Source organism: Isobaculum melis (genome assembly GCF_900111355.1).
GTDB lineage: Bacteria > Bacillota > Bacilli > Lactobacillales > Carnobacteriaceae > Isobaculum > Isobaculum melis.
On the sequence record NZ_FOHA01000005.1, the window covers coordinates 23429 to 39377 of the forward strand.

Sequence of the window (15949 nt, forward strand, 5' to 3'; positions counted from 1 at the left end):
GATGAAAGTATTAAAACAAATTATGAAAGAAATCAAAGCTTATGATACCATCATTGTCCATCGACATCAGCGCCCAGACCCAGATGCATTAGGTTCGCAAGGCGGACTAGTTGAAATTTTAAAAGCTAGCTTTCCAGAAAAACGGATCTTAAAAGCAGGAGATACAGTAGCTGGTCTAGCTTTTTTAAGCCAGATGGATACTGTAAATGATGAGGATTATGCAGAAGCGCTTGTGATAACCGTTGATACAGCCAATCAACCAAGAGTCAGTGATCAACGCTATAATACAGGCAAAAAATTGATTAAAATTGATCATCATCCAAATGATGACCCTTATGGAGATCTATTATGGATTGAGACAGAAGCCAGTAGTTGTAGTGAAATGATTTATGATTTTTACGACCATCATCATGGCGAATTGACAATGACAACTGAAGCTGCCCGTTTATTATATGCTGGTATTGTAGGAGATACAGGTAGATTTTTATACCCTGCAACCACACCGCATACCTTATGTGTGGCTGCTGAATTAAGCAAATATCCTTTTTCAACAAGGGATTTAAATGATCAAATGAATGTCATTTCTAGAGATGTAGCCAGACTTTCTGGTTATGTTTTAGAAAGCTTAGAAATTGATGAATATGGGATTGCTAAAGTTATTTTAACACATGAAGTAATGGAAAAATTTGGTGTCAAAGATTCAGAAACCTCAGCAGTTGTGTCTCTTCCTGGCACAATAGAAGGGGTTGTTTCCTGGGGGATTTTTGTTGAGCAACCAAAAGGAGATTTTCGTATACGTTTACGTTCTAAAGGACCATTTATTAATGAACTCGCGAAAAAATATCATGGCGGCGGTCATCCTTTAGCAAGTGGTGCACATGCGAAAGATTTAGAAGAGGCAGAAGCCTTATATCAAGATTTACGCCAGATTGGTAAAACTTTTTTAGCAGGATAAAGCAAAAACACTTTGGAATTTCCAAAGTGTTTTTTGTATGCTTTTAGCCGATTTCATTCCAAAACCATTTGTGACCATTTTTGGCAAGCAATTCATCACTACAAGCAGGCCCCATTGTCCCACTCGCATAATTAGGGAAATCAGGTTGATTCTGTTTCCAAGTATCTTGAATCACATCAACGAATTTCCAAGAAAGTGCCACTTCATCCCAATGTGTGAAGTTTGTAGAATCACCATTTAAACAGTCTAAAATCAATTTTTCATAAGCTTCAGGTGTATTTAAACCTTTATCAGTAGGATTTAAATATTCTAATTTTATAGGGTTGGTGTGTAAACCTTGTCCCACTTTTTTTGCATTTAAACGCATGGAGAAGCCTTCAGTTGGTTGAATAAAAATGGTTAAAATATTAGGACAGAGATTTTCTTGATCCTCATTTGAGAATAAATTCATTGGAACATTTTTAAAATGAATATTAATTTGCGTGCCACGCTCTTTCATTCGTTTACCTGTCCGAATATAGAAGGGAACACCTTTCCATCTAAAGTTATCTACCATGATTTTACCAGCAACAAATGTCTCAGTTGTTGAATCTGGTGCCACATGCTCTTCTTGACGATAGCCTTTTAAAGTAGGATCCGTTTCACTTGGTCCATATTGACCACGCACAAAGTAATCATTGACTTCATTTGATGCCATCACACGAATGGAGCGAAGTGCGCGAATTTTTTCTTCTCTAATTTCTGCATCGGTTAATTTAATAGGTGGCTCCATAACAAGTAAGGAAATCACTTGTAACACATGATTTTGAACCATATCTAGTAAGGCTCCGCTTGTTTCATAGTAGCCGCCACGTTCTTCAACACCAAGTGCTTCACTAAGGGTTACTTGAACATTTTCGATATATCGATTGTTCCAAAGGGATTCAAATAATGTATTTGCAAATCGAACAGCAGAAATATTTTGAATCATTTCTTTCCCTAAATAATGATCAATTCGGTAAATTTCATCTTCTTCAAAAACCTTACGAATTTGTTCATTTAAAACCGTTGCACTTTCATAATCATGACCAAAAGGTTTTTCAATCACTAAATGACGATACCCATGATCTGTTAGTAAATGCTGTGTTTTAATATGTTCTGTGATGGTACCAAAGAAGGATGGTGCCATTGCAAGGTAGAAGACACGATTTCCATCCAAATGGTATTGAGCATCTAAGGTTTCAGATAATTCTTTTAATTTATCATAATGCTCAGTATCCGTTACATTATGTGCTTGATAATAAAAATGGCTGGCAAATTCAGCAACATGAGCAGGGCTTTCTGCTAAGTCACCAACTGACTCTATGACAACCTCACGATAAAATGCATCTGACCATTCTCTTCTTGCTGTTCCAATAACCGCAAAATGCTTATTTAAATAGCCTTTTCTATATAAACGGTATAAGGATGGATAGAGTTTTCTTTTTGCAAGGTCACCAGTTCCACCAAATATTGTGATTAACGCTTTTTTTTCATCTATCATCTAATTCCCCACTTTCCGAGTACTAACTATTTTCGATAGTTAGAGCTATTACATCTTATCTATTGTAATAGTTTCTTGCAAGATGTGCAATCGTTCTACATTATTTTTTTCTATTTTATTGAGATAAAGCAATTGCGAAGAAGATGTGTTATAATATGAAAGATGCAAAACAGAGAAGAAAGAAGTGAGAAAAATGAATACCTCAACATTTGAAAAATTTGGTTTACAGCCATTTTTAATAGAAGCACTAGACAAAATTGATTTTAAGGTACCAACAGAAGTTCAAGAAAAATTAATTCCAGCAATTTCAAAAGGGGAAAGCGTTATTGGACAATCTCAAACAGGTTCTGGTAAAACACATACCTTTTTGCTCCCATTAATCAATCAGATTGATGCAGAAAAAAATGAAGTCCAAGTGGTCATTACAGCACCAAGTAGAGAGTTAGCGGAGCAAATTTACCGAGCTGCCTTACAGCTTGTTGAAACGGCACCCACGCCAATCATCGTTCAAAACTTTGTTGGTGGTACGGATAAGAAAAGACAAATTGCCAAACTAGCCACATCACAACCCCATCTAGTTATTGGAACACCAGGTAGAATTGCGGATTTAGTTAAAGAAAAAGCTTTATTTGTACACAAAGCAACCAAGTTTGTGGTAGATGAAGCAGATATGACCTTAGATATGGGCTTTTTAGAAGAAGTTGACCAGATTGCTGGACATTTTCCTAAAAACTTACAAATGCTAGTCTTTTCAGCAACCATTCCACAAAACCTAAAACCTTTTTTAAAAAAATATATGGAAAATCCACACTTTGAACATATTCAGCCTAAGTCTGTGATTTCTAAAGATATTTCTAATTGGTTATTGCCAATTAAAAGTAAGAGCAAGGTTGATACAATTTATGAAATTTTAACAACAGGTCATCCTTATTTAGCGATTGTCTTTGCCAATACCAAGCAACATGTCGATCAAATTGCTAATGGTCTAAAAGAGCGTGGTTTAAAAGTAGCCAAGATTCATGGAGATGTACAGCCTCGTGAACGTAAACGTATCATGAAACAAGTACAAAACTTAGATTATCAATTTGTTGTTGCAACTGATTTAGCAGCTAGAGGTATTGATATTGAAGGGGTTTCTCATGTGATTAATGCAGAAATTCCAAATGAACTTGATTTCTTTATTCATCGTGTTGGTAGAACAGGACGTAATGGCTTAACAGGAATTGCGATTACATTATATGAACCATCTGATGAAGCGGTTTTAGCAGATATTGAAAAATTAGGGGTAACCTTTGAACCTAAAGTCATTAAAGGTGGCGAAATCATCGATAGCTATGATCGTAATCGTCGTGCAAAACGTGAGAAAAATGCAGAAGAAATGGATACACGTATGGTTGGTATGGTGAAAAAAGCCAAGAAAAAAATCAAACCAGGCTATAAGAAAAAATTGGGTCGTACCATTAAAGAAAACGCTGAAAGAAAACGTCGTTTAGAGCGTCGTAGTCAAGCCCGTGTGATTAAAAAAGAAGCGAAGAAAAAATATCAATAGAAAAAAGGATGTCGTAAATGACATCCTTTTTTTGTTTCAAAGCTTATTGTAAAAATCCTTGTTCTTTCAAATAGTCAAGTAATGCCATTCGACCAGCAGGTTTGCGGTCCATACTAGCTGTAATTTGTTTAGAGAAGCTATCAATGCGTTTATTTGCATCTCTTAAATCGTAATAAGTTTCAACTTCAGCGTTGTATGCAGCCAGTTCTTCTGAAAAATTGCCAATTTCTTGATACGCATTTTCATGATAAACGATATTCATTGGTAATCTAGGTTTTAATTGTGGCTCTTGATCAGGATAACCAATTGCCAAACCTAAAACAGGAAACGTATATTGAGGTAATTTAAGCAATTGAATCATTTCTTTTGCATCATTTAAAATACTTCCAAGACAAACAGTGCCTAGTCCTAAGCTTTCAGCTGCAACAATCATATTTTGGGTGGCTAATAAAGCATCTGAATAACCAATCATAAATCGATCCATTGAACCAGAAACAAGAACATCTTCTGCACCATTTTCTTTTGCAATTTGAGCATTACGATGCTGATCTACAACAAATATGAAGAGATGTGCACTTTCAGCGATATAAGGTTGATTCCCTATTTTAGCAATTTGTGCTTTTACTTGTTGATCAGTGATGCCAATAATTGAATAACTTTGCATAAAATTACTAGTGGCAGTGTGCTGTGCAACATCAACTAATGTATGGATAATTTCTGATGAAATTGCCTTTTCCTTAAATTTGCGGATACTTCTATGATTTAACAAAGTCTCTATTGTTTGATTCATTTTGTTCAACCTACTTTCCTAAAGTGAATGCACTCTATATTCTACTATTCATTGACTGAAAAAACAAATTCAGTTGCAAAGAAAAATGAGAGGATGCAATGCTTTAACAAGAAAAAAGGATAAAAAAGCGAAAAAGTTTGTACTTTATGACAAATTCGCCTACAATTAAAAGGAATGCTCGAACTAATTATGAATAAGGGAGATAAATGATGTTATTATTAGGATCACATGTAAGTATGAGTGGAAAAGAAATGTTGCTAGGGGCAGCAAAAGAAGCGGCAAGCTATGGTTCATCAACCTTTATGATTTATACAGGTGCACCTCAAAATACAAGAAGAAAGCCTATTGAAGAAATGAATATTGAAGCAGGAGAGGCTTTCATGAAAGAAGCTGGCTTATCCAATATTGTGGTACATGCACCTTATATTATTAATTTAGGAAATACAGTGAAACCAGAGAATTTTGGGTTTGCAACGGCCTTTTTACGTGAAGAAATTGTTCGTTCAGAAGCTTTAGGAGCAAAACAAATTACGATGCATCCAGGTGCTCATGTTGGTGCGGGTGTTGATGCAGGGATTAATCAGATTATTAAAGGCTTAAATGAAGTCTTGCATCAAGATCAAACCGCACAAATTGCCCTTGAAACAATGGCAGGTAAAGGGACAGAGCTGGGTAGAAATTTTGAAGAATTAGCACGAATCATTGATGGGGTTACCTTAAATGAAAAATTATCTGTGACACTAGATACTTGTCATACACATGATGCTGGCTACAATATTAAAGAAGACTTTGATGGCGTATTAGAGGAATTTGATAAAATAATTGGATTAGACCGCCTTAAAGTTGTTCATGTAAATGACTCAAAAAATGAACGTGGGGCTAGCAAAGATCGTCATGCGAATATTGGCTTTGGATATATTGGTTTTGATGCATTAAATAAAGTCGTGCATCATCCTCAATTAACTGAATTACCTAAAATTCTAGAAACACCTTATGTTGGTGAAGACAAGAAAAATAAATTTGCACCTTATGCTTATGAAATCAATATGCTAAAAGCACAACAATTTAATCCTCAATTACTGGAAGAGATATTAGCGCAAAAAGAAATTTGAGACAATGAAAATCGTGGGACACAATGATATGTCTCACGTTTTTTTTGTTTTTCTATCAACTTGGATGGGTCTTAAGATTTGTCCAAAAGAATAGAGTACTCAGTTTTATTTTCCAAAAAGGAAATGGCGTTACAGTTTTTATTAAGGTTCAGATATTTTAAAAATTTAAGTAAGAAGTAACGAATATTATGCTATAATTAATGGTGAAATAGTAATTAAGAGAGGATTATAAAATGAAAAAATGGGTACATCTACTAATTTGTGCAATTGCATTATTAGTCATAACAGGTTGTGGTAAAGAAAATAAAACGGAGAAATCAACAGAAACAGCATATGAAATCGAAACCTATGCAAGCTCAGAGGAAGATTTACGCCCTTTTAAGGTGCAGCGTCTTGATGAGCAGACATTACTGATTTATGGAAGCAATGATACATATGAAGAGGCACTATTTAAGGTTGATTTAAAAAATAAAAAAACAACTTTAGTCATGGAGCTAAAAGATAATCAAGAAATTTATTTTACAGAAAAAGGTTGTTTATGGATTGAAGCAAAAGGTTTATGGGAAGTAAGAGATAAATTTTTTGCTCAGACAGAAGAGAATGAAGAACAATTTGATGCGTTACAAGAAGCGTATTATCAGGAGAGGGAAGCATTAGACCGTCAATTGATGTATCTGGATTATGGGCAAACTAAGCCAGAGCAATTGATTGCGTCTACTGAGAATATTAAGATACAAAATTTTACGATTATTTCTTCCGACGAATTACAAATAGATTTTCAAGATAAAAAAGAAAATAATTATTTTAAAATGTCGTTTGATATTGAAACCAAAAAAAGTACTGAGATAAAGGAAAAGGATGTATTTTCTTTGGTAAAATTGGCACATTCTGACGATTTTTTAACAGTTAATTATGAGACTGAAACATTAATGATAAAAGCAGCAAAAGATCATCAGCAAAAAAAATTAAAAATGCCTTATCCAAAAGAGTCTTATTATGATTATGTATCTTATTTAGACAATGATTTGCTTTTCTTAGAATTGTCTTTTTCTGATAAGGATGATGCAGTAAAAAGAACACTGCAACGATATGATGTGAAAAAGAAAAAAGCTGAAAATATTGAATTTGAAAATGTTGATCTACAAAAGGTCATAAAAATGGATGCTTTAGAAAATTATGTGATTGTTTCTTATGAATCAGAAGATGAAGAAGCTAAAAGTAGTCTTCAAGTGTTTGAAAATGACGAATTTAAACAGGTTCAAGTGGATGAACTGGAAAAGGGAAAGTATCAATTCGTTTCAAACGATAATGGTGATGAGTGGATACTTTATGATCATGAAAATCTAGACAAACAATGGATGATGATTAATGTTAAAGGAGCAAAAGAATGAAAAATTTAAAGAAAATAACCGTAATATTATTATGTGGAATGGTTTTATCAGCTTGTTCATTATCGAATAAAGAAGATAAAAAATCAAAGAATGATGAGTCAACCACCTCAGAGAAAAAAGAAAAAGATGCAACAAAAATCACGATTAAAGATGGCGATGAATTAGAGACAGTGGAGTATGTTTTACCAACTGAGTATAAAAATATTGAATGGTTAAATAAATCTGGAGATCTGCTTTATTTTTTATCTTATGATCAAGAAGATTATAATAAATCCACTTTAGTGAGATATAACGTAAAAGATAAAAGTACTAAAGTGTTGGAAACACTTGAGAAAGGAAATGATTTTAGCCGTCGTAATTTTATTTTAACCGATCAGGTATTTATCTGGACGACTTCAAATGATGCGGCTAATACAATGAAGATTAAGTATATGTTAAATGGAAAAGAGGATATCAAAGAGGCTTTTCCTGGCAAGCAAATTGAGAAATATACATCTACTGGTCTCATTGAAAATCAAATTGTGATATCTTATTATGAGGATGAGCATCACATCTTTTATGAAAATATTGACACAGGTGAAGTAAAAGAAGGTGACAAGGAGCTTGGTGAGTTACTTTCTGCTGCTTATAATTATAATCGAACAGCGTTAATTACCTCTGATTATCAAAAAAATAAACAATTAACTGTCATTAGTGATTTGACAGATGATGAAGAATATATTGTCAATCCACCTCTTAAAAAACGTGATTATGACTATATGGATAACTATTTAGTGGGCATGGATTATCTATTCCAAATTACAGAATTAACAGATGATGATGAAAATGAAACACGTTTCTTTATTACAGATATCAAAACTAATAAGTCGATAGAGCTAGAAAAAGATTTCCTTGATGATGATAAGTATATGTATCATATCGCTTCAAATAGTCGTTATTTTGTTTTAAGTAAAAATGATTATCAAAAATCCGATATTGGCTTTTATGAACTGAAAAAAAATAAATTAATTAAGCATACGATTGATAAAGATTATGGAAATATTGCTGATCTTTATGTGTCTACTGACGACGAGATTCTTTTCTTAACTTCAGAGAGAAATGAAGCATTTGAAAGGGAATATAAACTAGTTGTTGTTGAATAAAGAAGTCTAAATAAAAAGGCATGAACTAATTTTTAGTTCATGTCTTTTTATTAATTTTCATAACTTCGATCAGATAAATTCATTGAACTTAAGATAATCGCTGCCGTTTCTTCAATTGATTTTCTAGAAACATCAATGACCAAGCAACCAATCTTGTCATAAAGGGCTTTAGCAGAATCTAGCTCTTCATGAATACGTGTCATATCTGAATAGGCGGTATCCGGATTTAAACCATAAGAAATCATTCTTTCACGCCGGATTGTATTTAATACTTCTGGGCTATTCATTAAACCAACAATTTTAGTCGGGTCAACTTTCCAAAGCTCATCTGGAATATGGGCTTCTGGTACTAAAGGAAGGTTGGCAACTTTTAAATTTTTATTGGCTAAAAACATACTGAGTGGTGTTTTAGAAGTCCGAGAAACGCCTAATAAAACAATATCTGCTTCTAAGAAGCCTTTGGGATTTTTACCATCATCATATTTTACTGCAAATTCAATGGCACTAATTCGGTGGAAGTAATTGTCATTCAACTGATGCATGGCGCCGGCTTTCTTGGTTGGGATTTCACCTGTTCGACGCTGGATTTCCCGCACAACTGGATTTAACATATCAAAGCAGAATAACTGCTGTTCTTCACAAAATTGATTGACAATTAACGAAAGGTCATCAATAACAAGGGTATGCACAACCATAGCATTTTCTTGTTTTGCTTTTCTTAAAATATCTAATAAAAGTCCTTCAGTACGAATAAATGGGAAATGTTCAATCTCCATTTGTACATTAGGATACTGTGCCATAGCAGCATGAATTAATTTATTGGCTGTTTCTCCAGCTGAGTCTGATATGACGTAAAGAATAAATGATTCCAATGATAACAACTCCATCTCTATTCAAATTATGTAGCGGATACTTTCATTATAACCGAATTTGATAGATTCGCCTAGTGAAGTAAAATAAAAAGTCTAGCAAGATACTAGACTTTTTATCACATGCAGATGGATTTATTGAGGGTAAATCTATCTTTGAGGTTTATTTATTGTTACTCCAATTGGAGGGAACAAACATTTTTAATTTTCTAAAATAAGCGCTGCAGTTTCTTCAATTGCACGTTTTTCAACATGAATTATTCGAATACCTAAACGTTGATATAACGCTTCTGCATAAGCCATTTCTTCTAAAATACGTTCATCACTTGAATAGCTTGAATCTTCTTTTAAGCCCAATGCTTTTAAGCGGGATTTACGAATACTACGTAAAGACTCTAAGCTTGTGGTTAAGCCAATCATTTTTTCTTTATCGACTTCCATTAATTCTTTAGGTAAAGGCACTTCTGGAATAAGTGGCAGATTGGCTACTTTTAAGTTTTTATTCGCTAAGTACATACTTAATGGGGTCTTAGAAGTGCGAGAAACACCTAAAATAACATAATCAGCACGAAGCATACCACGTGGATCTTTACCATCATCATATTTGACAGCAAATTCAATTGCTGCAACACGGTCAAAATAGTCCTGATCGAGCTGATGTAAGGTTCCAGGCTGCTCTTGAGGTGCAATACCTGTAATTCCTTGTAAAATTGTTGTTAATGGGCTCATGACATCAACATAGCTTAAGCTGGTACGCCTACAAAAGGACTCAACAAAATTGACCAAATCTCTACTAACTAAAGTATGCACAACAATGCCTTTTTCTTTTAAGGCTTCTTGTAAAATATCACCTAACATTTCAGTATCTTCAATGAAAGGGTAACGTCTAATGTCCATTGGATTTAATTCTGGAAATTGTGCTGAAACTGCTGCAACAACTTTTTGCGCCGTTTCACCAACTGAATCTGAAATAACATAAATAGCTTGTTTTTTTGACATAGCTATACTCCTTTGTAATGTTGATTTATTTTTGTTTCATTGCTTCCGTTACAAAATGTCTTAATACAGAAGTTTTAGATAATTTTCCAACAACTGTGATACCATCCACTGCATCCATTACTGGAATCGAGTCAATTTCGTGCTCTATCAATTTATAACCAGCATCAAGCAAACGATCTTCAGAAGAAATGGTGACCAGATTAGGCATTCTTGTCATAATCATCGCAACAGGCATTTTATTTAAATCGCCACCTGTAACAGTGGTTCGTAATAAATCTTTTCTTGAAACAATGCCGAGTAGCTGTTGATTTTCAGCTACAAATAAGGTGCCAATATCATACATAAATAGCATGGTTACTGCATCATATACGCTAGATTCTTGTTTAATAAAAATAGGTGGAATCATAATTTCTGCAACTTTTGTTTCAAATAAGCCATCAAAAAGTAGTGGGTCATGTGTTTGACCTGTATAAAAATAACCAACTTTTGGTCTAGCATCTAAAATACCAGTCATGGTTAAGATTGCAAAATCACTTCTTAAAGTAGGTCTGGAAAGGTTAAGTTTTTTAGCGATGTTTTCTCCACTAATTGGTTCATTTTCACGAACAATTTCTACAATCTTTTTTTGTCTTTCTGTTAATTCCATAAAGGAGTCACCACCTTTTTTTATAGTTGCATTAGTACGTCACTTATTATATAGTATGTCATATATAAATGCAATACCTTGATAGAAATCAATAGAAATCAGAATATGAGGTGTTAAATATGGATTGGGAAGCCCTAATGAGTCATACTAAAGAGTGGGTAATAGAAGCAGGAGAAATGATTCGTAGTATGTCAGAAAAAAGTATCGAAGTTTCAACAAAGGTTGATGATAATGATTTAGTAACCAATGTTGACCGAGCTGTAGAGGAGTTTTTAGTAAATAAAATAAGAACACAATATCCTGAACACCATATTGTTGGCGAGGAAGGTTATGGAGATGATATTGATTCAGTAGAAGGTATTGTTTGGATGATTGATCCAATTGATGGCACAAAGAATTTTGTACATTTGCAGCGTCATTTTGCTATTTCTGTTGGAATTTATGAAGGTAATATTGGGCAAATTGGTGTCATTTATGACGTCATGAATGATGATTTATATCTAGCTAAAAGAGGGATGGGCGCTTATTTAAATGACACAAGAATGTTGCCATTAAAATTCCGCGTTCCGATTACTCGGTCTTTGTTATCCGTTCATATTAAACATCTAATGAAAAATCGCTTTAATTTATTAAGTATTGTAGATCAGGCTCGTGGTTACCGTAATATCGGCTGCAGCGCCATTGAGTTAGCTTATGTAGCAAGTGGACGATTAGATGGGTTTATTAGTCCACCAATATCTATGTGGGATATTGCTGCTGGACGCATTATTTTAGAAGAAGTTGGCGGAAAATTAACGCAGATTAATGGCTGTCCGATTGCTTCGCAAGGAAAATGGCGGACCTCAATCATTGCTGCAAATCCTTATTTATATGATGAGTTACTTTTTGAAATGCAACAAACTGCGATTGTCTAAACTTTGTACTGACTGGAATAGTTGAAAATTCGTAATGATTACGATATAATCATTAACAGCTATTATTTCAGAAAAGAGGCGATAGAATTGACTGGAGCAAGTGTAGAAAAAGCCATTCAATTATTAAAGGAAAAAGGCTATAAATATACAGATAAGCGCCAAAGTATGATTGAATTATTTGCCCAAGCAGATCGTTATTTAACAGCTAAAGAAGTCCAAAAGTATTTAAAGCAAACTTATCCATCTTTAAGCTATGATACGATCTATCGAAATTTATATTCCTTTGTTGAGATGAATATTTTAGAAGAGACAGAGCTAAGTGGTGAAAAAATGTTTCGATTTAGCTGTAGCCTAGATGGACAGCACCATCACCACCATTTTATATGTACCAAATGTGGGATGACAAAGAATATTCATATGTGTCCAATGGACTTCTTTAAAGAGCAATTAGATGGCTGTGAAATTCAATCGCATCGTTTTGAAATTTTTGGTACTTGTGAAAACTGCTTAAAAGTATCATAGTTACACATGATTGTTTAGAAAACATAATGTTTCTAGGCAATCATGTTTTTTTATCGTGTTTAAATATGGTAAAATAAATAAAATGAACTAAAAAAGAATGGGATGAATCATGGGAAAGAAAAAGCAAGTGGTGCAGCAAGACAAAAAAATAAAAAAATTAACACTTAGAAATAAAATATTATTACTTGTCAGTATTTCAATTGTGGTCTCCTTGCTAGGAGCTTCATTTTTTATTAGAAATTATGTGATTGAACGAGAATATGTCAACACACGAGAAAAGGTTTCAGGTATTGCTGAAATAGTGGCAAAAGAGCAGATTGTGATTGATTCTCTGGCAGATAAAGCAACTTATGAGCAAGTACAAAGCTATGCTATGGACATGATGAAATTATCCAAAGTAGATTTTGTGGTGGTTCTTGATATGAACTTGGTTCGTTTATCTCATCCAAATGAAGAGGTAATTGGCCAAGAATTTTCAAATGCAGAGGATGCGGCAGAAACCTTAAATGGAACGCCTCACTTTTCAACACAAAAAGGAATTCTAGGGGATGGGATGCGCTACTTTACTCCGGTTTGGAATGAAAAGGGAGAACAAGTCGGTATTGTTTGTGTTGGATTGACCTTAGCGACGATTAATGAAGAAGTCCAAAAAGCCCAGCTAAATATTATGCTAGGTGTAGCCATTGGATTGACCATTGGGTTAATTGGAGCCATTCTCTTAGCCAATAAAATTAAAAAAGAATTATTTGGCTTAGAACCTAATGAAATTGCTGCAAGTATTGAAGAAAAAGTGATTATCGAAGATGCTGTAAGTGATGGTATTATTGCCATTTCAACAACTGGAGAAATCATGCTAGTCAACCGAGAAGCAAAACGTTTACTACGAAAGCTGCGTTTTACTTCAAATATTGATGAAGGAGAACTGCTTGATGAACAACTAAAAGCTGCATTATTTAAAGAAACTATCGAAAATAAAAGACAAATTAGAAATATTCCAGTACAGCTAAATGGAGTGGAGCTCATCATTAGTGCAGCCCCAATCTTTATTCAGCAAGAGGTTTATGGCGCTGTGGCAACCTTTAAAGACCAATCAGAAATGCAACAGCTGATTGAAGAGCTGAGTGGCAATGCCCAATATATTGACTCATTAAGAGCGCAAACCCATGACTTTATGAATAAAATGCATGTCGTACTTGGACTCATTGAACTGCAAAAATATGACGAAGTAGCCAACTTTATTACGATGCTGACCGCTAGCTATAAAGAAGAGGTTGGCTTTATTACTGAAAAAATTAAAATCCCGGCATTAGCAGGCTTCTTATTGGGTAAATTTAATGAAGCAAGAGAGCAAGAAATTACCTTTATTTTAGATGAACAATCGGCTATTCCAGAACTAGAGATGAATGAAAATGTACAAATATTTTTAGTGATTTTAGGTAATTTATTAGATAACGCAAGAGAAGCTGTGATGAATCAAGCAGAGAAGACTGTCCAGTTGCTACTTCAATATGATGAAGAATCAGCCATCTTTATGTTAAAAGTATCAGATACAGGAATAGGTATTTCAGATGAAGTCAAAGCTCAAATGTTTGAAAGAGGTTTCTCCACAAAAGGAGCTCATCGTGGTTATGGACTGAATCTGGTTCAAAATATGATTTACCATCATCAAGGCTTAATAGATGTAAAAACAACTGAAGGAAACGGCACAACATTCTATATTGAATGGCCATATGAAAATGAGGGATAAAGAGAATGATACAAGTATTAATTGTTGAAGATGATCCAATGGTTGCGATGTTAAATCAGCAATTTATTGAGCAAATAGATCAAGTAAAGATTGTTGGGAATGTTAAAAATGTTGAGCAAGCAATGACCATCTTAAAGGAACAGCCGGTTGATTTAATGCTACTAGATGTTTATTTACCAGGGATGACAGGAATTGAATTTCTAGCTGAAATGCGCAAAGAAAAAATTGAAACCTCGGTTATTTTAATTACAGCAGCAGATGATGTGCTCACTGTTAAAAAGGCGATTAATTATGGCGTTGTAGATTATTTAATCAAACCTTTTAGCTTTGAACGGTTTAAACTGGCCTATGAACGATTTATTGATTTAAGAAAAATTACTGGAAAAGAAAAAGTGACCAATCAAAGTATGCTAGACAAATTCTTTTTATCGGCAAATGAAAGAGAGCAGGAAGAGCAGTTGGATTTACCTAAAGGCTTGTCTAGGTTGACGTTACGTAAAGTAGCAAAGAGTATTGAACAGATTAAGCAGCCATTCTCAACAGAAGATTTAGCTAATCAAATTTTGATTTCAAGAATTTCAACCAAAAAGTATCTACTCTTTTTAGTTGAAATCGGCTATCTGACAGAAGAAATTGAATACCGTGAGATTGGTAGACCTGTTACGTTATATCAATCCAATCCGTCCTTTACAGCTTCAATTGAGCGCTATCAATAAAAAAAGATGTATGCCTAAGCATACATCTTTTTTTATGATTGTTTTTCTGGTAAAGCAACAACGTTTAGTGTTTCACCAGTTGTTAACACATCATTTAAATTCTCATAACTTGTTTCAATCATATTAGATAAAGCTTCATCTGTATTTGAACCAATATGAGGTGTTACCAATACACGAGGGTAAAGATCAACTAATTTTTGAACAGTTGCGTCAGGAATGGCTTCATTTTCACTAAACTCTTTAAAGAAGATAGCCGCTTCATTTGCAAACACATCTGTACCAAATCCACCTAAAGTATTGGCTTCAAGAGCTGCTAAAATGGCTTCATTATCTTGTAATTCACCACGAGCAGTATTGATTAGAATGGCATCATCTTTCATTTTAGCAAGAAATTCTGCATTGACCATTTGATCATTTTGACCAGGGAAGTAAGGAACATGCAAGCTTACAATATCGCTGACAGCAAGTAATTCATCTAATTCCATAAAAGTAACAACTTCTTTAGCCGCATCACTTTGGAAAACATCATAACCAACAACATTGGCACCTAAGCCTTTAAACAATGAAGCTTCAGTTAAACCAATTTTACCAGTACCGATGACACCAACAGTACAGTTACGAACTTCTTTACTAAACATTGTACCATCAACGATAAAGTTTTTATGCGCTGTACGATTTGTTGTATAAGCAGTATGACGTAACAACATCATCGCTAGTGTTAAAGATAACTCAGCAATCGCATTTGGCGAGTAAGAAGGGACACGAGCAACACTCATATTGTAATCAGCAGCAGCTTGCAAATCAATGTGATTAAAGCCTACTGTACGTGTAAATAAATATTTCACACCATATTCAGCCATTTTTTCAACATTTTGACGATCAGCTACGCAATTTCCTCTTAAGATGACTGCATCCATTCCTTTAGCAGTTTCAATATTGTCATGAGTAAGCAAACCTTCAACTAGTGAAAGCTCAAATTGGTATTTGTTCAATTTTTCGAAAAAGGCTACTTCATTTGGTCTGACACCGTAACATACGACTTTTAATGACATTTTTTTAAATCCCCTTTATTGTT

At 34.1% G+C, this 15949-nt stretch carries 15 protein-coding genes; 9 read left to right on the forward strand and 6 right to left on the reverse strand.

Annotation, left to right across the window (positions count from 1 at the left end):
- Nucleotide 1: 1 nt before the first annotated feature.
- A complete protein-coding gene (locus tag BMW29_RS05265; protein WP_092651082.1) occupies nucleotides 2–955 on the forward strand; it encodes a DHH family phosphoesterase in 954 nt (317 codons plus the stop codon).
- A 43-nt stretch (nucleotides 956–998) separates the two neighbouring features.
- On the opposite strand, the gene zwf is transcribed toward BMW29_RS05265, so the two are convergent.
- Nucleotides 999–2474: a glucose-6-phosphate dehydrogenase gene (zwf, locus tag BMW29_RS05270; protein ID WP_177165691.1), complete on the reverse strand. Its 1476-nt coding sequence runs from the start codon at nucleotides 2472–2474 to the stop codon at nucleotides 999–1001.
- A 196-nt stretch (nucleotides 2475–2670) separates the two neighbouring features.
- On the opposite strand from zwf, the gene BMW29_RS05275 reads away from it, so the two are divergent.
- Nucleotides 2671–4026 carry a DEAD/DEAH box helicase gene (locus BMW29_RS05275; RefSeq protein ID WP_092651086.1) on the forward strand — a complete coding sequence of 452 codons (1356 nt, stop codon included), beginning with the start codon at nucleotides 2671–2673 and terminating at the stop codon, nucleotides 4024–4026.
- Between the two features lie 43 nt (nucleotides 4027–4069).
- Here the strand turns inward: BMW29_RS05275 and nfsA are convergent, their stop codons facing one another.
- Nucleotides 4070–4816, reverse strand: coding sequence for an oxygen-insensitive NADPH nitroreductase (gene nfsA, locus BMW29_RS05280; protein WP_092651088.1), 747 nt, complete (start codon nucleotides 4814–4816; stop codon nucleotides 4070–4072).
- Nucleotides 4817–5025: 209 nt separating this feature from the next.
- Between nfsA and BMW29_RS05285 the strand changes: the two genes are divergently transcribed.
- The 3 genes from BMW29_RS05285 (at nucleotide 5026) to BMW29_RS05295 (ending at nucleotide 8461) form a co-directional block, all read left to right on the forward strand.
- The gene (locus BMW29_RS05285; RefSeq protein ID WP_092651090.1) at nucleotides 5026–5928 is read left to right on the forward strand and encodes a deoxyribonuclease IV; all 903 of its coding nucleotides are present in this window, start codon (nucleotides 5026–5028) and stop codon (nucleotides 5926–5928) included.
- A gap of 233 nt (nucleotides 5929–6161) precedes the next feature.
- Nucleotides 6162–7319, forward strand: coding sequence for a hypothetical protein (locus BMW29_RS05290; protein ID WP_092651092.1), 1158 nt, complete (start codon nucleotides 6162–6164; stop codon nucleotides 7317–7319).
- Entirely contained in the window at nucleotides 7316–8461 is a 1146-nt protein-coding gene (locus BMW29_RS05295) for a hypothetical protein (RefSeq protein WP_092651094.1), read from the forward strand. Before BMW29_RS05290 ends, BMW29_RS05295 begins: the two co-directional genes overlap by 4 nt.
- Nucleotides 8462–8511: 50 nt before the next feature.
- Here BMW29_RS05295 and BMW29_RS05300 read toward each other — a convergent pair whose 3' ends face one another.
- The 3 genes from BMW29_RS05300 to ccpN all read right to left on the reverse strand — a co-directional run bounded on the left by BMW29_RS05300 (nucleotide 8512) and on the right by ccpN (nucleotide 10975).
- Nucleotides 8512–9348, reverse strand: a complete 837-nt coding sequence (locus tag BMW29_RS05300; RefSeq protein WP_092651096.1) for a pyruvate, water dikinase regulatory protein — start codon at nucleotides 9346–9348, stop codon at nucleotides 8512–8514.
- A 183-nt stretch (nucleotides 9349–9531) separates the two neighbouring features.
- Complete coding sequence (locus tag BMW29_RS05305; RefSeq protein ID WP_092651098.1) at nucleotides 9532–10329, reverse strand: pyruvate, water dikinase regulatory protein; 798 nt, start codon at nucleotides 10327–10329, stop codon at nucleotides 9532–9534.
- Between the two features lie 25 nt (nucleotides 10330–10354).
- Nucleotides 10355–10975, reverse strand: a complete 621-nt coding sequence (gene ccpN / locus BMW29_RS05310; RefSeq protein ID WP_092651100.1) for a transcriptional regulator CcpN — start codon at nucleotides 10973–10975, stop codon at nucleotides 10355–10357.
- 119 nt (nucleotides 10976–11094) lie between these two features.
- On the opposite strand from ccpN, the gene BMW29_RS05315 reads away from it, so the two are divergent.
- From BMW29_RS05315 to BMW29_RS05330, 4 genes are all read left to right on the forward strand, one after another.
- Nucleotides 11095–11889 (forward strand): inositol monophosphatase family protein, encoded by a 795-nt coding sequence (locus tag BMW29_RS05315; protein ID WP_092651102.1) that lies wholly within the window; start codon nucleotides 11095–11097, stop codon nucleotides 11887–11889.
- Nucleotides 11890–11976: 87 nt separating this feature from the next.
- Nucleotides 11977–12411: a Fur family transcriptional regulator gene (locus tag BMW29_RS05320; RefSeq protein WP_092651104.1), complete on the forward strand. Its 435-nt coding sequence runs from the start codon at nucleotides 11977–11979 to the stop codon at nucleotides 12409–12411.
- 109 nt (nucleotides 12412–12520) lie between these two features.
- The gene (locus BMW29_RS05325; protein ID WP_092651106.1) at nucleotides 12521–14158 is read left to right on the forward strand and encodes an ATP-binding protein; all 1638 of its coding nucleotides are present in this window, start codon (nucleotides 12521–12523) and stop codon (nucleotides 14156–14158) included.
- 5 nt (nucleotides 14159–14163) lie between these two features.
- Complete coding sequence (locus BMW29_RS05330) at nucleotides 14164–14874, forward strand: response regulator (protein ID WP_092651108.1); 711 nt, start codon at nucleotides 14164–14166, stop codon at nucleotides 14872–14874.
- Between the two features lie 32 nt (nucleotides 14875–14906).
- Here BMW29_RS05330 and BMW29_RS05335 read toward each other — a convergent pair whose 3' ends face one another.
- Complete coding sequence (locus BMW29_RS05335) at nucleotides 14907–15926, reverse strand: 2-hydroxyacid dehydrogenase (protein WP_092651109.1); 1020 nt, start codon at nucleotides 15924–15926, stop codon at nucleotides 14907–14909.
- Between the last annotated feature and the right edge of the window lie 23 nt (nucleotides 15927–15949).